Origin of the sequence: Paenibacillus thiaminolyticus (assembly GCF_007066085.1) — a bacterium.
GTDB lineage: Bacteria > Bacillota > Bacilli > Paenibacillales > Paenibacillaceae > Paenibacillus_B > Paenibacillus_B thiaminolyticus.
Genome location: NZ_CP041405.1, coordinates 4575863 through 4594732, shown reverse-complemented (window position 1 = coordinate 4594732; position 18870 = coordinate 4575863). Strand labels below are relative to the sequence as shown.

At 54.6% G+C, this 18870-nt stretch carries 16 protein-coding genes and 1 pseudogene; 6 read left to right on the top strand and 11 right to left on the bottom strand.

What is annotated here, in order from left to right:
* Positions 1-24: 24 nt before the first annotated feature.
* The 5 genes from FLT43_RS20425 to FLT43_RS20405 all read right to left on the bottom strand — a co-directional run bounded on the left by FLT43_RS20425 (position 25) and on the right by FLT43_RS20405 (position 5781).
* A complete protein-coding gene (locus FLT43_RS20425) occupies positions 25-1023 on the bottom strand; it encodes an ABC transporter ATP-binding protein (protein WP_087442809.1) in 999 nt (332 codons plus the stop codon).
* Positions 1020-2042 carry an ABC transporter ATP-binding protein gene (locus tag FLT43_RS20420; protein ID WP_087442810.1) on the bottom strand — a complete coding sequence of 341 codons (1023 nt, stop codon included), beginning with the start codon at positions 2040-2042 and terminating at the stop codon, positions 1020-1022. Before FLT43_RS20420 ends, FLT43_RS20425 begins: the two co-directional genes overlap by 4 nt.
* On the bottom strand, positions 2009-3004 hold the full coding sequence (locus FLT43_RS20415; RefSeq protein ID WP_115057738.1) for an ABC transporter permease: 996 nt from the start codon (positions 3002-3004) through the stop codon (positions 2009-2011). The genes FLT43_RS20420 and FLT43_RS20415 overlap by 34 nt, the downstream gene beginning before the upstream one ends.
* A complete protein-coding gene (locus tag FLT43_RS20410) occupies positions 3001-3972 on the bottom strand; it encodes an ABC transporter permease (protein ID WP_087442811.1) in 972 nt (323 codons plus the stop codon). Before FLT43_RS20410 ends, FLT43_RS20415 begins: the two co-directional genes overlap by 4 nt.
* Positions 3973-4083: 111 nt before the next feature.
* The gene (locus tag FLT43_RS20405) at positions 4084-5781 is read right to left on the bottom strand and encodes an ABC transporter substrate-binding protein (protein WP_087442812.1); all 1698 of its coding nucleotides are present in this window, start codon (positions 5779-5781) and stop codon (positions 4084-4086) included.
* Positions 5782-6058: 277 nt separating this feature from the next.
* Between FLT43_RS20405 and FLT43_RS20400 the strand changes: the two genes are divergently transcribed.
* Complete coding sequence (locus FLT43_RS20400; protein ID WP_087442813.1) at positions 6059-7108, top strand: phosphotransferase enzyme family protein; 1050 nt, start codon at positions 6059-6061, stop codon at positions 7106-7108.
* An 11-nt stretch (positions 7109-7119) separates the two neighbouring features.
* Here FLT43_RS20400 and FLT43_RS20395 read toward each other — a convergent pair.
* The 3 genes and pseudogenes from FLT43_RS20395 to FLT43_RS20385 all read right to left on the bottom strand — a co-directional run bounded on the left by FLT43_RS20395 (position 7120) and on the right by FLT43_RS20385 (position 9419).
* Positions 7120-7898, bottom strand: a pseudogene (locus FLT43_RS20395) (amino acid ABC transporter ATP-binding protein).
* Between the two features lie 10 nt (positions 7899-7908).
* Positions 7909-8574, bottom strand: coding sequence for an amino acid ABC transporter permease (locus FLT43_RS20390; protein ID WP_087442814.1), 666 nt, complete (start codon positions 8572-8574; stop codon positions 7909-7911).
* A gap of 14 nt (positions 8575-8588) precedes the next feature.
* Entirely contained in the window at positions 8589-9419 is an 831-nt protein-coding gene (locus FLT43_RS20385) for an amino acid ABC transporter substrate-binding protein (RefSeq protein ID WP_087442815.1), read from the bottom strand.
* A gap of 293 nt (positions 9420-9712) precedes the next feature.
* On the opposite strand from FLT43_RS20385, the gene FLT43_RS20380 reads away from it, so the two are divergent.
* From FLT43_RS20380 to FLT43_RS29750, 4 genes are all read left to right on the top strand, one after another.
* A complete protein-coding gene (locus FLT43_RS20380; RefSeq protein WP_087442816.1) occupies positions 9713-10519 on the top strand; it encodes a helix-turn-helix domain-containing protein in 807 nt (268 codons plus the stop codon).
* A gap of 14 nt (positions 10520-10533) precedes the next feature.
* Positions 10534-11241 (top strand): transglutaminase-like domain-containing protein, encoded by a 708-nt coding sequence (locus FLT43_RS20375; protein WP_087442817.1) that lies wholly within the window; start codon positions 10534-10536, stop codon positions 11239-11241.
* 181 nt (positions 11242-11422) lie between these two features.
* Positions 11423-12499 (top strand): IS4 family transposase, encoded by a 1077-nt coding sequence (locus FLT43_RS20370; RefSeq protein WP_220182428.1) that lies wholly within the window; start codon positions 11423-11425, stop codon positions 12497-12499.
* Positions 12477-12743 (top strand): hypothetical protein, encoded by a 267-nt coding sequence (locus FLT43_RS29750; RefSeq protein WP_220182429.1) that lies wholly within the window; start codon positions 12477-12479, stop codon positions 12741-12743. The genes FLT43_RS20370 and FLT43_RS29750 overlap by 23 nt, the downstream gene beginning before the upstream one ends.
* Positions 12744-13017: 274 nt before the next feature.
* Here the strand turns inward: FLT43_RS29750 and FLT43_RS20365 are convergent, their stop codons facing one another.
* Genes FLT43_RS20365 through FLT43_RS20355 form a run of 3 tightly spaced genes read right to left on the bottom strand, consistent with a single transcriptional unit; the run spans position 13018 to position 17571 of the window.
* Positions 13018-14760, bottom strand: a complete 1743-nt coding sequence (locus FLT43_RS20365; protein WP_087442886.1) for an ABC transporter ATP-binding protein — start codon at positions 14758-14760, stop codon at positions 13018-13020.
* Complete coding sequence (locus FLT43_RS20360; RefSeq protein WP_244194216.1) at positions 14753-16525, bottom strand: ABC transporter ATP-binding protein; 1773 nt, start codon at positions 16523-16525, stop codon at positions 14753-14755. Before FLT43_RS20360 ends, FLT43_RS20365 begins: the two co-directional genes overlap by 8 nt.
* Before the next feature lie 50 nt (positions 16526-16575).
* On the bottom strand, positions 16576-17571 hold the full coding sequence (locus tag FLT43_RS20355; RefSeq protein WP_244194215.1) for an ABC transporter substrate-binding protein: 996 nt from the start codon (positions 17569-17571) through the stop codon (positions 16576-16578).
* A gap of 274 nt (positions 17572-17845) precedes the next feature.
* Here FLT43_RS20355 and FLT43_RS30265 point away from each other — a divergent pair, with 274 nt between their 5' ends.
* Positions 17846-18868, top strand: a complete 1023-nt coding sequence (locus FLT43_RS30265) for a hypothetical protein (protein ID WP_244194214.1) — start codon at positions 17846-17848, stop codon at positions 18866-18868.
* Positions 18869-18870: the final 2 nt, after the last annotated feature.

Here is an 18870-nt window from a genome sequence, read left to right as displayed (position 1 = left end):
TCGGCCTAGACGATAACCGCTCCTCTATACCATCACAGCCGACTGCGCATAATCGAGCGGGAAATGACAGGCCACCTGCCGGCCGGGCGTGACCTCCTGTAGATCAGGCGGTATATCCCGGCACTTGGCCTGCGCGTAAGGGCAGCGCGGGTGGAAGCGGCAGCCGGATGGCGGATTGGCCGGCGACGGCACATCCCCCTGCAGCACGATTCGCTCTGCCTTCCGGTGCGGCGTCGGCCTTGGGATGGCGGAGAGCAGCGCTGCCGTATAGGGATGCATCGGATTGGCGAACAGCTCCTCCGTGCGGGCCACCTCGACCAGCTTGCCCAAATACATCACCCCGACGCGATCAGAGATGTGCCGCACCACATTCAGGCCATGCGCGATAAAGAGGAACGTCAGGCCTAGCTCCTGCTGCAGCTTCATTAACAGGTTCAGCACCTGCGACTGAACCGACACATCGAGCGCCGAGACGGCTTCATCCGCCACGATGAAGCGCGGATGGAGCGCGATCGCTCTGGCGATGCCGATCCGCTGGCGCTGTCCGCCGGAGAATTCATGCGGATACCGGTTGCGTCTGGAAGCATCGAGGCCGACCAATTCCATCAATTCAACGACACGCTTGTCGATCTCCTTGGCCGATGCCTTCTGATGAACACGCAGCGGCTCTCCGATAATATCCCGGATATGAAAGCGCGGGTTCAAGGAGCCGAACGGGTCTTGAAAGATGATCTGCATCTCCTGCCGCAGCCGCCGGAGCTGCTGCGACTTCATCTGCTGCACCGGCTTGCCGTCAAAATACACCTCGCCGCCGCTCGGCTTCTGCAATTGGAGAATCGCGCGGCCCAGCGTCGATTTGCCGCAGCCCGATTCGCCAACCAATCCGAACGTTTCCCCCTTATAAACGCGGAACGTAACATCGTCTACCGCCTTCACGTGGCCGGCGACCCGATTGAAAAGCCCGGTCTTGATCGGGAAATACTTTTTCAGGTGGCGAATATCGATAAGCGGTTCTCTTGTCATGATCGGTTCACCTCAGACTTTCCGTCATCTGCGCCTGCCGTCCATCCGGATTCATATATCCAGCAAGCCGCTTGATGCTCCGGCCGGAATTCCCTTAGGGAAGGCTCGCTATGCCGGCACTTCGCCTCCGCCTTCGCGCACCGCGGGTGGAAGCGGCATCCCCCAGGCAGTTGATGAATGCTCGGAATCGTCCCCGGAATCGTATATAATGCCTCGCCTCTCGCCCCCTCCAAGCCCGGAATCGACCGTAACAGCCCGACCGTATACGGATGGGAAGGATGATCGAAGATTTCCTCAACGCTGCCTTCCTCGACGATCTTGCCGGCATACATGACAGCGACCCGGTCCGCCATCTCCGCAGCGACGCCCATATCATGCGTAATGAGCACGATCGCCATCCCCAGCTCGCCCTGCAACCGCCGCAGCAGATCAAGGATCTGGGCCTGAACGGTAACATCCAGCGCGGTCGTCGGCTCATCGGCAATGAGCAGCTCGGGCTTGCACACGAGAGCCATGGCGATCACGACCCGCTGCCGCATCCCGCCTGACATCTCATGCGGATATTGCTTGGCCCGGATCTCGGGATCGGGAATGCCGACCATGCGAAGCATAGCGACCGCTTGCTTCCAGGCCTCGGCGCGGCTTATCTCCTGATGAAGCTGCAGGCTCTCGGCGATCTGATCCCCGATCGTGAATACGGGGTTCAGCGCCGACATCGGATCTTGAAAGATCATCGCGATCCGATTGCCGCGGATTCGGATCATCTCTTTCTGGGCCTTCGATGTCAGTTCTTCGCCAGTGAAGCTGATGCTGCCTTCAAAGAGAGCGCCCCCCGCATAATCAATCAACCGCATAATGGAAAGTGACGCCACGCTCTTGCCGCTGCCGGATTCGCCTACAATACAGAGGGTCTTGCCCTTCTCCACGCTAAGTGAAATCCGGTCGGTCGCTTTGGCGATGCCTTGCTCCGTTACAAAGCCTGCCGTCAGATTTTGGACTTCAAGAAGTTTTCCTGCCATTTCCGCAGCCTCCTCCGTGGAATTTTCACTTTCTTGCGCGGGTCGAACGCATCCCGAATACCGTCTCCGATGAAGTTCACCGCCAGCACGACAATAAAGATGCACAGCCCCGGATACAGCGCCTGCAGCGGATCGACCAGCATGAACTGCTGGGCGTTGCTGAGCATCAATCCCCAGCTTGTATCCGGAGCCTGAACGCCTAATCCAAGATAGGACAAGGCGGACTCGACAAGAATGGCAGTCCCCACCATCAATGTAGCGTTGACAATGATCGGAGCGGTTGAATTGCGCAGCAAATGCCGGCCGATGATGCCCCAGCTGGATACGCCAATCGCCTTCGCGGCTTCGACGTACTGCATCTCTCTCAACTGGAGGAAGTTCCCCCTGACCAGCCGGGCCAAGCCCATCCAACTGGTAGCCCCTAAAATGAGAATCATATAGCTAAACTTGGAGCCGAATATGGACAGCACCAGGATGTTCAAAAACAAGGTCGGTATCGAGTTCATTACATCGACCAGGCGCATGAAAAAGGTGTCGATCCAGCCGCCAAAATAGCCGGAAATCGATCCGATCGCGCTTCCGATAATGACCGAGATCAGAGCGACGGAGAAGCCGACCAGCATCGAGACTTGACTGCTGTATACGAGCCGCGACAGAATATCGCGCCCCAGTTCGTCGGTTCCGAACAGATGGCCAGGGCTCCCCGCAGGCAAGTTGACATTCAAAAAATCGATCGCGGCCGGATCGTATGGAGCGATAAAGCGGGCGAAGAGCGCGATAATGATAAAAAAACAGAGAACAATGAAGCCGCCCACCGCAAACGGGTTGCTCATGAACTTCTTCCACGCCATCCTCCACAAGCCGACAGGCTTATCTTGCGACTCAGGTGCCGGCAGATGCGGCTTGAGTTCGGCATCGGGTCCCTGTTCCGGCTGAAGCCCCTGCAGATTGGTCCCGCTCATGCTGACGCGCCCCCTTTACGTCCCAGCTGCACGCGCGGATCCACGACGGCATACAGGATGTCCGCTATCAAGTTCCCTAACACAACAATGACCGCGGTAATCAAGGTGATGGCCATCAATACCGAGTATTCCCGGGCCAAGGCCATCTCGACGAACAACCGTCCCATGCCCGGCCAATTGAATACGCTTTCGGTAATCGCGGCCCCTCCGACAAGGATCGGCAGATCCAGGCCAAGGATCGTAATAATCGGTATCATGGCATTGCGCAGCGCATGGCGGAAAATCACTCTTCTCTCCTTCATTCCCTTGGCTCTCGCCGTCCGGATGAAGTCCTGCTCCAGAACTTCCAGCATGCTGGAGCGCGAATACTTTACATAAGAAGCAAGGAAGCCGAGGGTGAGCACCGATACCGGCAGCACAAGATGCAGGAAGAGATCTCCGAGATCCCCTTCCTTCCCCATCGTATACATATCGGATAAGGGCAGCAGATCCAATTTCAACGCGAATAATTCCTGCAAAATAATCCCGAACCAAAAGGTAGGCATCGCGAATCCGATATACGAAATCAGGGATGCGGTCTGATCCGAGAGCCCATATTCGGAGGTGCTGTTATAAATGCCCCACGGTATCGCGATCAGCATCGCAAACAGCCAGGCCGCGCTCATCAGAATGACCGTATTTTTCACCGTAGGCCACAGGATCTCGCCAACCGGCAAATTGTTCTTGAACGTATGGCCCAAGTCGCCCTGCAGCAAGCCGCCAACCCACTTCATGTATTGGATATGGATCGGCTTATCGAGCCCAAGATTCTGCGCTTGAATCCTCCCGGCCTCCTGAGACAAGCCCGGCGACAGAAAAATTTGCGTCGGGCCGCCCGGCGCCGAATGGATGAGTCCAAAGGTAACGATAGAGATAAGAAACAGCACCAATAGGGATTGCAGTATCCGGCGGATTAGAAACTCCGACATGAATCATCCTCCTAGACCATAAAGTGCGTGCCGAAAAATGAGCAACCTATAAAGAAGAGGGGGCAAGCCCCCCCCTCCCCTCCTCAGACAAATTCGGATGCGCTAGTTACGTTACTCTATCCACCAGTTGATCATGCGGTACATATATCCGTAAGCAAGCCCCGGTTCCGGCCTGTCTTCGTCGGCGAATTTTACCTTCGGGCCCAAACCTTGAGGCGTGCCGTATTGGTATAAGAATACATAAGGGAGATCCGTAGTGATTTCTTTGCCAACCTCTTCGTATACTTTCTTCCGTTCGTTCTGATCGACGACGGAGTACCCTTTTACCCACAGTTCATCCAGCTTCTCGTTCTTGTACCAGCCCCCGTTTTGGTTCGGCGGGAAGAATTTCGAAGATAAGATGCTTTCCTGGTTCGGATCCGGATCGGTCAAGGACCATGCTGCCAGGATGGCCTGGAATTTGCCCGGTTCAATGTTCTGTTCTTGCCATGCGGAGAAGTCGATTCCTCTTGGCTGGACTTCAATCCCGACGTCCTTCAAGTTCTGCTGGATGACATTGGCAACTTGTTCGCGGCGGCTGTTGCCTGTATTGTATTGAAGCTCGAAGGAGAAGCGCTGCCCGTTCTTGGTCAAAATGCCATCGCCGCCCGCTGTCCATCCGTCTTCCGCCAACAGCTTCTTCGCTTGCTCCAGATCGTAGTTATAGACGGCCGCAGCTTCTCCCGGGTCTGCCCAGGAGCCCGGCAGGAATGGCGAATTCATCAATTGGCCGGTGCCCTTTAGGATGTTGTCGACCATGCCTTGACGGTTGAGCGCATGCGCGATCGCCTGTCTCGTCTTCTGGCCGGTGAAGAAGCTCTCGTTGTTAGGGAAGTTCATCCCGTTGAAGTTGAAGCCAAGGTATTCATACATCGGCCCTGGCGCTAGCACGACGCGGAGATTATCGCGGGCTTGCACAGCCGCAAGCTGTGTGACCGGAATCGCCGAGATAGAGTCGATATCGCCTTTGATGAGTGCTTGAACTTCTGTGTTTTGGTCCGCGTAAATTTTGTAGATGACTTTAGCGATGTGTGGTTTCTTTGCTCCCCAGTAATTCGGGTCGGCTTCGAAGCTCAAATACTGCTTCTGCTTCCATTCGGTCCATTTCCACGGACCGTTCGTCACGGTCTGGGCCGGATCAGAGCCATAAGGATGCTGCTTCAATTCCTTGATAGGAACGTCCTTTAGAATGTGTTGCGGTACAAGTGAGAGTCTAAGAGAGTAGAGGAATGGGGCATATACTTGCTTTAGCTTGATTTCTACGGTGTGGGTATCGATTTGGGTGATGGTCTCGACATGTTCGAATTGACTGATGCCTGGGGAGCCGGTATCCGGGTTGCGCATCGTATTAATCGTGTAGATAAGATCATCCGCCGTAATCGGCTGGCCGTCGCTCCATTTCGCTTCCGGCTTTAATTTGATGGTATAGGTCTTCGAATCTTCGCTAATCTGAGGAGGCTCGGCGGCGAGGGACCATGGCTCTACAATGACATTCGCTTGACGGTCAAGATCGTACAGGCTGGCAAATATCACGTTGGCCGCATCCCCTGAAGCGGTGTCACTGTGAAATAGCGGATTCACCGTAACGATATCGGAGAAGCTGCTCATCGTGAACGTTCCTCCATCCTTCGGCGTCTGCTCCGTATTTTCATTTGCCGGTTCCGTCTTGGCTGTGTCGGACGATGTTGGTTCTCCCTTGGGCGGATTCGTCGATGAAGGTGAACCACTGCACGCTGAGACCAGCGTTCCCATAAGCACCACCAGCAGCATGAATGAAAACCACTTCTTTTTTACCACATAATTCCCCTCTCTCATTTTTGAATTTTATGTGAAGGATATATTTTCCTAACATTGTACACCAAGCCCTTTCCATTGGGTAGTGAAATAATTGAAATTATTTATAGCCTTGCAGATTTTTTCGAGTTTGACAACCGTCTTCGCTTTTTGGCGCTTGCCCTTCCGGGATACGGCGGCATATGATCAGGAAGACGGGCCACCCGTCAACAATGAGCCGACAATTGGTGAAATGGAGCGTGACTACGCCTAAATGATAACGAAGCAGCATATTGAACATATTTTGCAATCCTATGTCCGGGATTCAATCCTGTCCTATACCATCATCGATAATAGCTACGAGGACGAATACCGGTATATTGCCATCGTGGAGACCGCGAAGCATGGGCGTCTTGTCTTCAAATGCTATAGCGATTCGCATACCAGCGGCGACAAAATTGACGGCTGGGCAAGGCTGGCGCAGGCGTACCGGGAAGGCGGCATTCTCACGCCGCGCTTCTATCCCGCGGACAACGGCAGCTATAGCGCAGCCATAAGCGTGGAAGACATTCCGTTCCATGTGTGGGCGGAAGAGTATATGCCCTATCCGACCATGGATGATCGGGAGCTGGATATGGAAGATATGAGCGCCGGCTTTCTGGGACAATTGGGGAGCTGTATGGGGAAAATGCATACGATCGCGCTTCAAGAACGGATTGAGTATGACTGGAACAGTCCCTATGTGCTGCTTGATCCGGAGGAGGAGAACTACAGCGACGCCCGGCAATGGTATGAAACACTCAAGTATTCGGAAGCCGATTATGCTCTTATTGAAGAAATATGGGATGTCTACAACCGGAAGCGCAAGGAGCTGGAAGCGGCCTTCCCTGCGCTCCCGGCGGGCGGAGTACAGGGGGACTTGTCGCTGAACAATCTGCTAATCGATGACGATCAGCGCCTGGCCGGCATCATCGATTACAATCTGGCCGGCCATGACAAGTTCGTTAGCTATATGATGCAGGAGGGCATCTTCCTCTGCTTCGAATGCTATCGGGAAGAGGGGCTCGACCGGGAGACATCCGCCTTTATGGAGCGGCGCTTCAAGCATTTTTACGAGGGCTATGCCAAGCAGTATCCGCTGTCCCAGGCGGAACGGGACGTCGTCAATGTGTTGTACAACATCATCCGGCCGTTCCGCTGGGATAAAGTGGACAATACGCTGCGCGCGGCGCAGGCCGGCGCATGGGGAGAAGTGAACGAGCGTCTGCGCTGGATGCACCGCGAGTTGACGAGAGAGGATATATGGGACGATTTGGAGTCGTAGAGGATCGCCCTTCATATCGCTTGGGAAGCTGCGGCCGGGACATCCTTCATCCAATGGAGACGATGGAGAAATTGCCGCGTCCGCTCCTGGGCTGGCCGGTCGAACAGTTGATCTGGCGGGCCTTCCTCGATGACAACCCCTTGATCCAGGAAAATAACCCGGTCCGCCATGGTGCGCGCGAACTGCATCTCATGGGTGACGATGACCATCGTCATCCCTTCCTGCTTCAGCTCGGCCATCACGTCCAGCACTTCGCCCGCGATCTCGGGATCAAGCGCCGATGTGGGCTCATCGAACAGCATCACATCCGGTTCTAACGCCAATGCCCTCGCGATGCCGACACGCTGCTGCTGCCCGCCCGACAACTGGTACGGATACGCCTCCGCCTTGCCGGCCAAGCCGGCCTTCTCCAGCAGTTGGAGCGCGAGAGCGCGCGCTTCCGCTTGCGCCCGCCGCCGTACCGTCAACGGACCCTCCATCACATTGTGCAGCGCGGTCATATGCGGGAACAAATGATGCGCCTGGAACACCATCCCGGTATGCAGGCGCAGCTTCTTCAGCGCCGCCCGCTCCAGCCCTGCCCCCTCCCGGAAATGGAGCTCGGCGTCGCCAATGCGGACCGAGCCGCTCGTCGGCTGCTCCAGCAAATTCAAGCAGGCAGCAGCGTCGACTTGCCGGAGCCCGAAGGGCCGATGATGACCACCGTCTCCCCTTTTTTCACATGCAGACGAATCCCTTTCAAGATCGGCATATCTCCGATATGTTTGCGCACATCTCTTATGTCTATCATGTACACGCTCCTATCGAACGGCGTAGCGTTCAAAATATTTTTCCGCCTTCGCCTGCAGGGCGGACAAAATCGTGCTGAACAATAAATAAAGGAGCGCCACTTCGCAATAGATGAGCATATGCTCGTAGGTGGCCGCGGCGATCTGCTGGGCGCTCTGGAACATCTCCGTCACCGTAATGGTCGCGGCCAGCGATGTATCCTTCACCAGGCTGATGAATGAATTCGACAGCGGAGGCACCGACACCCTGGCCGCTTGCGGCAGAATAATCCGGCGCAAAATCTGGCTGCGCGTCATGCTGAGCGATTCCGCCGCTTCCCATTGTCCCTGCGGGATCGATTGGATGGCGGCCCGCAGCACTTCCGAGTTGTAGGCGCCAACGCTCAGCGAGAACCCGATCACCGCGGCCGGGAAGGCGCCGATCGTAATCCCCATGCTGGGCAGGCCGTAGAAAATAATAAACAATTGCACGAGCAGCGGCGTCCCCCGAATGATCCAGACATAGAAGCGGGCGGCCCACACGAGCGGCCGGATATTCGATAAGCGGGCCAAAGCCGTCAATAATGCAAGCGCCAGACCAAGCGCGAACGAGATCAGTGTCAGCGGAATCGCGAACAACAGCCCCGATTTGAGCAATGGCCATAACGAATCGATAAATAGCTGTATATTTTTATCCATGAGCAACCACCCGGTTATTTCGAAATGTCGGCATTAAAATATTTTTGGGAAATGTTCAAATACGTGCCGTCGGCCTGCATGTCCGCCAAGGCCTTATTCACCGCGTCGGCCAGTTCCGGATTGCCTTTGCGCAGCAGGATGCCGCTGCGGGACGCATTCGCATGCTCCGCCACGACCTTCACCTTGGCGTCTGGACGGTGCTTTTTGAAATCGAGGAAGGATAGGCCGTCGTTCACCGTGACATCAATGCGCTTCGATACAAGCAATTCGATCGCCTGGTTGAAGCCATCGGTCTGCACAATGTCCGCGCCGTTTTCTCGCGCCAGCTCCGTCAAGTTGGAGGTGAGCGATTGGCCGGCTTTTTTGCCTTGAAGATCCGCGAAAGCCTTCACCTCCTGATTATCTTCATGCACGATCAGCACGGCTTTCGACACGCTGTACGGCTCGGAAAAGTCATATTTCTGTTTCCGATCATCGTTGATGGCCACCTGGTTCACGACGATATCGAACCGCTCCGCGTCCAGCCCGGCGAACATTCCGTCCCACTTCGCTTCGGTGAATTCCGGCGTCACCCCTAACCGCTTCGCCACCTCTTCGGCAATCTCGACGTCGAACCCGGTCAGCTTGCCGCTATCGTCATGGAACGTGAATGGCGGGTACGTCCCCTCGGTGCCGATGCGCAGCTTCCCGCTCGCCTTGATCTCTTCCAGCAAGCCGTCCGCTTCCGCCGAGGCGGCCGCTCCTTGTCCGGACTCTGGCTTCGCGCCCTCGCTCTGGCTGCCGCAAGCCGCCAGCATCATGGCTGCAAGGGCAAGCAACAGGAATGTTACTGTTCTTCTCTTCATCGCGCACAACCCCCTCAAAGTGAAATATCATTTGCTGCGATCTTATGAGACCGATGATTGTTCCGATGATATCACGGTTCTTGGGGGGATACAATATTTTTTTCGTACAATTCCTATCAATTAACTATGTTTTGTGATGAAATCGCCTCGTTCCGGGCTGGATAGCCCTTCGTCATGCGCCAATTGCGGTGCAGCCCCCGGTTCCGCTTGCCATTGCGGGATGCCATGGCATACGATGAGGAGGACAACGGGCAGCGGGTCAATTGATATAGAACGGGAGGCATAACATTCCCATGATACGGACTCCATATGGCTTAATCCTGTTCTCGTGCGAGGATCATATTTCTTTTTTGACCAAAAAGGTGGATGCCCATGATCATATTCATCACTATATTCAAGTAACCATTGGGCTTGAACATGATTTTGATGTTACGATCGCCAATCGACCCATGCGCGTCTCCGGGGTAATTCTTCCCTCGAATACAAGACATAAGCTGCATGGCGGCGAAGAGTGGCAGTGGTATCTGCTGGTCAATCCGGAATCGCTGTTCGGCGAAATGCTGAAGCGCGCCTTTTTGCACAGGAACGACGCTTATGTTCTCGATGCGCATACGGTGAATCAATTGCGGCATATCGCCACGGATTGCTTGCTCACGGCTGCTTGTCCCGAAGCATATATGAAGGCGTTCGACCGGACCAGGGAAGCGCTGGGGCTGCAAGCTTCCGGAATCGAACATGCGCTGGATGATCGGATTCTGGACGCGCTAAGGTGCATCGAGCAGTCCCCCTTGCATCGCTTGACCGTCAAGCGGCTCAGTGAACGCGTCTATTTATCGGAAAGCCGGCTGTCTCATCTTTTCAAGGAAGAGGTTGGCATCTCCTTATCCAGCTACATTCTTCTTCAAAAAATGGAGACGGCCTTTCACTATATTTTTAGCGGCCATACGATGACGGATGCGGCCCTGGAGGCGGGATTCAGCAGTTCGTCTCATTTTACCCGCACGGTGCGGGACAAGCTTGGCATGCCTCCGCGCGCCATCGTGCAGAATAGCAGATATATGAAAGTCAATTCCCTGCATCTCCCTTATAGTCTAAGCTAGAAAGGGTGATGATCATGGAGCGCATTCCATATTTGCAGGCGACGGACCTCGTCGATTATAACCATCCTTCCATACACGAGCTGGTGGAAGAACGCCAATGGGGCCAACTCTCCGACTACGACAAGATTCGAGAAATCTATGAGTTCGTGCGCAACGAGATCCCATTCGGCTACAACCGGAGCGACGATATTCCCGCTTCCGAAGTGCTGCGGGACGGCCGCGGGCAATGCAATACGAAAAGCATTCTGCTCATGGCCCTCCTGCGTAAAGTCGGCATTCCGTGCCGCATTCACGGGTTCTATATCGATAAGCGCATGCAAAAAGGCGCGTTGACCGGACTGGTTTACTTTTTCGCGCCGCAAAAAATCGTTCATGCCTGGACCGAAGTGTATTACGGTAACAAGTGGCTGGCTCTTGAGGGGGTCATTATCGACGATCCGTATCTGAGCCGGGTCAAGGATAAGCTGTGCAGCTCGAATGGAGGGTATATCGGGTACGGGGTAGCCGTCAAGAACAGGGAACAGATCAACCTCTGCTGGCGCGGGGACAGCACGTATATTCAGAGCTTTTCCATTACCGAAGATTTGGGATATTACGATCATCCGGATGAGTTCTTTGCCAAGTACAACAATACGAAGAGTCCTCTCACAAGGATGCTGCTGAATCTATTGCGCAAGCGGGTGAACAGACAGGTGGATTCCATCCGCAACGGAACACACTAGCCAAGCAAAAAAATGCCGGGCCAACGGGTAATGTCATTAAGATAAGGCGTGGAAACCATAATCAAGCACAAGAGCAGGTTATCGAAAAGATAGCCCGCTCTTTTTTTGAAAGAAAATCAAGACTTAACAGGTAGATGGATATGTGTGGCGAAGACCCTTGAAACACGAGGAGGCCACGTCCATGAATGAGTATGCGAATTCGCTAAAAAAAACGCTGACATCCCTCATACGAGAAATGGCAGCCGCACCAGCTCCTTATGTCAAAAACCCTGAAAAAGATTTTACCCGAAAGAAAAAGCTGCCCTTTGAAACGGTGATGCAACTCCTGATCTCCATGGGGGGCAACAGCATATATAAGGAACTTTTGGAATCACAAGGCTATGACGTAAACACCGCAACCACTTCCGCTTTTGTCCAACAGAGGAATAAAGTGCTGCCGTCTGCTGTGGAATTCTTGTTTCACGCATTTACGCAATCGGTTACGGATATCAAGGACTACCGAGGGTATCGGCTACTTGCCGTTGACGGTTCGGATTTGCATATCGCAACTGACTCTGCGGACACGGACACCTATTTTCAAAGTCAACCGAACACGAAAGGCTATAACCTTCTGCATTTGAACGCTGCCTATGACTTGTGCAACAGACTGTACGTGGATGCCATTGTTCAGCCACGAAGGTTATGCAACGAGGGAAGGGCGCTGGCTGCTATGGTTCACCGTTCTCCAATCAAGGGCAAAACCATTGTGATTGCCGATAGAGGTTATGAAAGTTACAACAATTTCACGCATCTTGAACGCAAAGGGTGGAACTATGTCATACGGGTAAAGGATTTGGATTCCAATGGTATTCTTTCGGGCTTGCGTTTGCCCTCTAGCGGAGAGTTTGATCGGGACGTTCATCTGACACTCACCAAAAAACAAACCAAAGCGGTCAAGGCTCATCCAGAGATGTACAAGTTCGTCCCTTCCACGTCAACCTTTGATTTTTTGGATTTGCACGAGAACTTGTTTTACCCGATTTCCTTTCGGGTGGTTCGTTTCGTCCTGCCGAGTGGCGCTTTTGAGACCGTCATTACGAATCTTACCGCCACGAATTTCCCACCGGGTGAAATCATGTCTATGTATAACATGCGATGGGGCATTGAAACCTCATTCCGGGCATTAAAGTACACTGTCGGTCTGACGAATTTTCATGCAAAGAAACGAGAGTCCATCCCAGGAGATATTCGCAAGAATGATCCTGTACAATTTCGCTGAAATGATGACCTCGCACGTCGTCATTTCCCAAATGGAGAAACGGCACCCCTATCAAGTTAACTTCACGGTTGCCGTTCACGTGTGTAGACACTTCCTGCGCTCAAGGGACGATGAACCCCCGCCTGATGTTGAAGCGCTGATTCGCAAAAACATTTTGCCGATTCGACCCGTTCGCCCAGGGCAGCAGAATACGCGCAAAATACGCTACAAATCAGTGGTTAGCTTCGTCTACAGAGTAGCATAATTCGTTTCACATGAACATCTTTTTAAGCGGATCTTCCCTCCGCTTTGTTTGCCGTGCACTTTTTTCCTTGCTTGTATAAAAAAGAAACGGCACAGGGTCTTTTCCCATGCCGTTTCAGATTCCTATGTTTTCGGCTCTTGTCTTTGAGCTAAACTTAATGACATTGGGCCAGCGGGTTGTCCCATCGCTGAGGTTAGAGCCGACGACGAACAAAGGCCTGCCCGGTAATCGACTTCGATTCTTCCCCGCGGCAGGTCCTTCCCGTCGCTTCCATTCAGGCTGGGCGATGGCCGCCGCCGATCTTCCAGCCCCCGATTTTGTGCTGCTCCTGCCACAACCGATGATACAGCCCGCCATGCGCCAGCAGCTCGTCATGCGTGCCCGTCTCTGCGATCCGCCCCTGCTCCACGACGATGATCGAATCGGCCCCGCGTATCGTCTTCAGGCGATGGGCGATGACGAGCACCGTCTTGCGATGTGTCAGCTTGCTGATGGCACGCTGCAGATGCATCTCATTCTCCGGATCGAGCGAGGCCGTCGCTTCGTCGAGAATAATGATGGGCGCATCCTTCAGCATCGCCCGGGCGATCGCAATCCGCTGCTTCTCGCCGCCGGACAGCATCGCCCCGCCCTCGCCGGCGATCGTGCCGTAGCCGATCGGCAGCTTCATAATAAACTCGTGGCAGTGCGCCGCTTGCGCTGCTTCCACCACTTCCGCGTCCGTCGCAGCCGGCTTGCCCATCCGAATATTGTCGGCGATCGTCTCGTTGAACAAATAGGGCTGCTGCTGCACCATGCTGATGGACGCCAGCAGTTCCTCGCTGCGCATATCCCGGACATCGACGCCGCCGATCTTGACAGCCCCCTCAGTGACATCCCAATAGCGCGAGATTAAGCCGGCTATCGTTGATTTGCCCGCGCCGGATGGGCCCACCAGCGCGACGAGGCTGCATTCCGGAATATACACATGAATGCCGCGCAGCACCTCGTTCTCCCCGTGACAGAACCTCACATTTTCGAACTGGATATTGTAAGACTCCGGACGCTGCGGCTGCTCCGGCTCGGGCAGCGGCTTCTCGGCAAAAATGCCCTGGATGCGCTCGCCTGCGGAGGCCATATATCTCATCTGCGTCAATGACGCGCCCGCCGCGCGCAGCGGCTGATAGAACTTCATGCTGATGACGAGGAAGATTAGCAGCATCGGCGCATCGATGCGCCCGCCTTCGAGCAAATAGCAGCCGGTCAGCAGCAGCAGGATGAAGCCCAGTTCCAGCACGATGGAGAATAGCATCACGACCGGCGACGTCAGCGCTTCGACGCGGATGCTCTCATCCCGCAGGCGGGCCATCGCCCGGTCCAGGCGCGCGAACCGCTGGCCTGTCTGGTTATGCGCCTTCATCAGGCGAATCGTCTGCACATACTCGAGAAGACGCGAATTGACCGCTGCCGCCGCCCCTTGCCGCTGCTTGCTGCGGTTCGCCATCACGCGCTGGGACCAGAACAGGAGCGGCAGAGCCAGCGGCACGGATACGAGCACAGCGAGCGCCAACCGCCAATCGACGGCCAGCAGGAACAAGGCGCTCACGATGGGCAGCGTTACCGCTCCGATGAACTGATTGAACAGGTGCGTCAAGATCATTTCCGCTTCATCGACGTTCGTCAGGAGCGTATGACTGATATCTCCCTGATCGTGTCGGGCAAAAAAGCCCATCGGCAGCTTGCGCAAATGCTCGCCGAGACGCAGCCGCACCTCCTTCATCACCGAGGCCCCCCTGCTCTGCGCCTCGATCTGTCCCAGGCTGCCGAATACCGCCTGGATCGCGAACAGCATGAGCAGAATCCCGGTCCACCAGACGATTTGCTCCACGGTCGGCGCTGCTTGGAACAGCGAGGCCAGCATGAAGAACAGCAGCCCCATCGGAGCGGCGTTCGCGATCATCTCGATAATCGTATAGAGGGTAGCCCGCGTGAACAATGCCCCGGATCGCCCTGTAATCCTGCGTATCGTGTCAAACATAAGCTCCCTCCTGTCCTCCATCCAATGACCACTCCTCCGCTTCCCGATGCGCCTTCCACAATCCCGCGTATAACGGGCAGTCCCGAAGCAGCTCGGCATGCGTCCCCTGTCCTGCGACGGCGCCGTCCTCCAATACGACGATGCGATCCGCGTCCGTAATCGAAGATAGCCGATGGGCGATGACAATCACCGTTCGATCCTGCAGCAACCGGCTTAACGCTTCCTGGATTTTCGCTTCATTTTCCGCATCGGCGAAGGCGAAGGCTTCATCCAGAATAAGCACGGGCGCGTCCTTCAAGATCGCGCGCGCAATCGCGATCCGCTGCCGCTCCCCGCCGCTCAAATGAACGCCGCCTTCTCCGATCACCGTGTCGTATCCGTCCGGGAGCGCCGCGATAAATTGATGCGCCTGTGCGGCTTCCGCGGCGCGAATCAGCTCGCCCTCCTCCGCATCGGCCCTGCCCATCCGCAGATTGGCGGCCACCGTATCACTCACCACCGGGACGTCCTGGAACACGAACGAGATCATGTCCATCAATTGCGGCTGTGGAATGGAGCGAATATCGATGCCCCCGATCTGGATCGAGCCGTCCGTCACCTCGTAGAATCGGGCAATGAGCTGTGCGGCGGTTGACTTGCCCGCGCCGGAAGGCCCGACGAGCGCCGTCGCCTTCCCGTGCTCGGCCACGAAGTCAATGCCTCTTAGCACCTGACGTTCCTCATAGCCGAAGCGCACTTGCCGGAACGCGATATCGAACCGTTCGGGCATGGACCGCGCAGCCGCCAGTCCTTCGGACTGCTCCTTTTCCTCCAGAAGCTGTTGAATGCGTCTTACGCCCTCCATATTGTTCTGCATCATATGCCCGAGCGTCGAGATCTGGCGCAGCGGAGCGGTCAGTCCGACACCAAGCAGGAGGAACAGCACCAATACCGAAAGCGTGATCAACTGCTGTCCGTACATCCAGACGCCCAGCGGCATAATGAACAGCAAGCCCGACTCCAGCAGGAGGAGGAATAACATATATAATGGCGTCTTGCGGCGCGCGATCTGCGACCACAGGGACGCATAGCTCTCCACTGAATGGCGGTAACGGGCGAACGAGTGCACCGTCTGATTGAATGATTTAATGACCGGCATCGCATGAATGAACTCCACGATCGCCCCGTTCATCGCCTCGGACAGATCATACATGCGCTTCATATCGGTCGAGCGCTTCCCTCGCATCAGCATCATTCCCTGCACCGCATAAGCGGCCGGAATCGGGAGCAGCGCCGCAAGCGCCAGGCGCCAATCCACGCTGAACAAGTATGCCGCCGTCAACAGCGGCGCCACGATCGAAGCGGTCAAGTCCGGCAGATGATGCGCGATGAAGGCCTCGATCCGCTCGACATCGTCGGCTGCCACTTTTTTGACGCGCCCGGAATGCTGCTCGCCGAAGAAGCCCAATGGCAGCTTGCCGAGCTTCTCGATCAAGCGCACCCGCAGGTCATACAGCACATGGAACGCTGCGGCATGCGCCAGCATCGTCGAAGCCGCCATCAGAGCGAACCGAAGCAGAATCGAGACGAGAGCTAGCAGAATGAACTGCCGCACCGAAGCCCAATCGATCGGCGGCTCCAACAATTGTTCCGCAATTCGGAACACAAACACGTATGGAATGAGCGCGAATACGGCGCTCGCTGCGGAGCTGATGCAGGATGCGAGCAGCTTCACGCGCTGCTTGCGGACAAGCCGCAGCAGAAAAGGCCATGGCGCCGCTGCCATGAGGAACATCCCCTTTCTCTCTTGCAACCCGAACAAAGGCTGGCTGGAAGTTACTTGCCCAACGCCTTCATAATCTCTTCAATGCCGTCAATCTTCGCAAGCGCCATCGGCCCGGGCAAGGACGGATCGGTCAATTCATAGACCCGGTTGTTCTTCACCGCATCCATGCTGTTCCACACCTTGCTGTCCTTCAACGCCTCCTTCACGCCTCCCTGGATCGGATTCTGCCAGTTGTTAATGACGAACAAATGATCCGGGTTGAACGCAGCCAAGCTTTCCAGCGAGATCTGTCCATTGGCCGTCGCCCCCTCTACAGGCTTCAAGCCCAGTCCCTTATAAAAAGGATCGAACCGCCCGTCATTCCACATGACGAACATTTCCTTGCCGCTGTACATCGTGAACAGAACCGGCTCCTCACTTCGGAATGCCAGCTTCTCCTTGTATTCCGCGCTTTTGCGATCGAATTCCGCCAGCACCTGCTCGGCCTTCTCCTCTTCGCCAATGACTTCCGCGATCTGCTTCAGCGTCGTTCTCCAATCATCCGCTTGCGGGAAAATGACCGTAGGCGCGATCTGCGATAACCGCTCATACTGATCCTTCATATCATCCGCCGCGATAATCAGATCCGGCTGCACCGCCAGCAGCCTCTCCAGATCGGCCTCCATCCCGAGATCGATGATATCTTTGCCCGCGATCCGCTGGCTTAGATTCGGGAAGTTCCGTTCGATCGTATCTACCCCTTGCGCTGCAATCGGATACGCATCGAGCACGGCCATATAATCGACGAACGCGATATATGGCGTCGCAATCTTCATCGGCTTCGCCTCAATCACCGTCTTGCCTGATAAATGCGCCACGGTTCTCGGGAATGAAGCGGCTGAACCGCTATCCGCCGCTTCCGGCTGCTGTGTCTGCTGTGGCTCCTGCGCAGCCTGTTGTACCGCCGGCTCCTTACCTGCCCCCTCCGGTGAAGTGCTATTCCCGCATCCAGCCAACACCCACATCATGGCGCAAAGTAAAACCGCAAAACGTGCTATATTCCTCATCTTTCCTCTTCCCCTTTTCTTCATCTCTATCGCTCGACAATGAGAACCATTATCACAGGAACATCGTACTACTTCCCCCCGCCCGGCTTCCACCAGTACACGGAATGGCAATGCGGTTGTACGGATCGAGCGCGATGAAAAATAACGTAAAATGTAAAATAAAGAGGGATTTATTAAAAAAGAGGAATATTAACATATAGATAAAGGTTATGTCGAGGCAACGTCGGATAAGGGAGAGGAACATTATCCATTTAACTGATAGCGAGGTGATAGAATGCAGCGCTTGCCTATTGTTGCTTTGCTCCTTATCTCGATCATTTTGGTGGCTAGCTGCAATCGGGCTCCGAGGATGGAAGAAGAACATGTCGTAAATGAATTCATATTATCCTATCACAATCAATTTCAGTATGTGATCGAAGAGAAGCAGCTTACCTCCCCCTTTGATCCTTACCATAGTTTTCATGGGGTAAGCCCCTTCTTGAGGAAGGAATGGGCTTCTTTAGATATTCAATCGGCCAGGGCGACAGGGAAACAGTTTTATTTTTCATATGATGAAAAACATAATCAACTAATTCCCATCGCTAAAGAGCGATTTCATTCGTTGTCGAAAGAGGAAATGAACGAACTATATCGGCTTTCATTATATTTAATCATCGAAGATAACAGCGGGCAAACCTATCCTACAGAAGCGAGGCTGATTGGTTCCTATGAGTGGTCGCGCCCGTTGCCTGACACGTTGAACCACCTGCCCTATGCTTTTCTAGGAGCCTATGGCAGACTTGCCTATTTAGAAGATTACGCATCGTTTCAAGGCAATATCGAATCAATGCCTTTCTTTCAAGGAAAAGGGTTCGGTTGGCAAGGAGATTCCAGCGGACCTGTTCCCCTCAATGGAACATTCAGCATGATTGCATACCAGACTCGGGAGGCAACGATATCCAAAGAACAGTTTGTATATGTCGTCCCCTTTCACAGGGATAACCATTCTGCCTATCAAGTAGCCCATGAAGATGACTATATCAAAGTTTATCAGCATAGGGATACTCTGCTTGGCAATCTGTATGTGCAGTTCCGTAATTTCTTACCCTGTCACATGATTCAGCCATCGTCCCCATCGTTGACAAAAAGCCATTATCGAGAAGTCTTCCCCTCGAAATGGCTTTCTTTCATCTATTTCCGATTACCGTTCTTGGGGTCGACGCCAGTCAAGCCTGAACGAGTATGCTTTAGAACAAACTCCACCCTCTGTTCAACCGCCACTTTGGGTACGACCACCAGTTCATATTCAAGCCGTTGATA

Excerpts from the sequence above, each read along its gene's own strand:
- FLT43_RS20425 (WP_087442809.1), bottom strand. The coding sequence starts at position 1,023 with ATGACAAGAGAACCGCTTATCGATATTCGCCACCTGAAAAAGTATTTC.
- FLT43_RS20420 (WP_087442810.1), bottom strand. The coding sequence starts at position 2,042 with ATGGCAGGAAAACTTCTTGAAGTCCAAAATCTGACGGCAGGCTTTGTA.
- FLT43_RS20415 (WP_115057738.1), bottom strand. The coding sequence starts at position 3,004 with ATGAGCGGGACCAATCTGCAGGGGCTTCAGCCGGAACAGGGACCCGAT.
- FLT43_RS20410 (WP_087442811.1), bottom strand. The coding sequence starts at position 3,972 with ATGTCGGAGTTTCTAATCCGCCGGATACTGCAATCCCTATTGGTGCTG.
- FLT43_RS20405 (WP_087442812.1), bottom strand. The coding sequence starts at position 5,781 with ATGCTGCTGGTGGTGCTTATGGGAACGCTGGTCTCAGCGTGCAGTGGT.
- FLT43_RS20400 (WP_087442813.1), top strand. The coding sequence starts at position 6,059 with ATGATAACGAAGCAGCATATTGAACATATTTTGCAATCCTATGTCCGG.
- FLT43_RS20390 (WP_087442814.1), bottom strand. The coding sequence starts at position 8,574 with ATGGATAAAAATATACAGCTATTTATCGATTCGTTATGGCCATTGCTC.
- FLT43_RS20385 (WP_087442815.1), bottom strand. The coding sequence starts at position 9,419 with ATGAAGAGAAGAACAGTAACATTCCTGTTGCTTGCCCTTGCAGCCATG.
- FLT43_RS20380 (WP_087442816.1), top strand. The coding sequence starts at position 9,713 with ATGATACGGACTCCATATGGCTTAATCCTGTTCTCGTGCGAGGATCAT.
- FLT43_RS20375 (WP_087442817.1), top strand. The coding sequence starts at position 10,534 with ATGGAGCGCATTCCATATTTGCAGGCGACGGACCTCGTCGATTATAAC.
- FLT43_RS20370 (WP_220182428.1), top strand. The coding sequence starts at position 11,423 with ATGAATGAGTATGCGAATTCGCTAAAAAAAACGCTGACATCCCTCATA.
- FLT43_RS29750 (WP_220182429.1), top strand. The coding sequence starts at position 12,477 with ATGATCCTGTACAATTTCGCTGAAATGATGACCTCGCACGTCGTCATT.
- FLT43_RS20365 (WP_087442886.1), bottom strand. The coding sequence starts at position 14,760 with ATGTTTGACACGATACGCAGGATTACAGGGCGATCCGGGGCATTGTTC.
- FLT43_RS20360 (WP_244194216.1), bottom strand. The coding sequence starts at position 16,525 with ATGGCAGCGGCGCCATGGCCTTTTCTGCTGCGGCTTGTCCGCAAGCAG.
- FLT43_RS20355 (WP_244194215.1), bottom strand. The coding sequence starts at position 17,571 with ATGAGGAATATAGCACGTTTTGCGGTTTTACTTTGCGCCATGATGTGG.
- FLT43_RS30265 (WP_244194214.1), top strand. The coding sequence starts at position 17,846 with ATGCAGCGCTTGCCTATTGTTGCTTTGCTCCTTATCTCGATCATTTTG.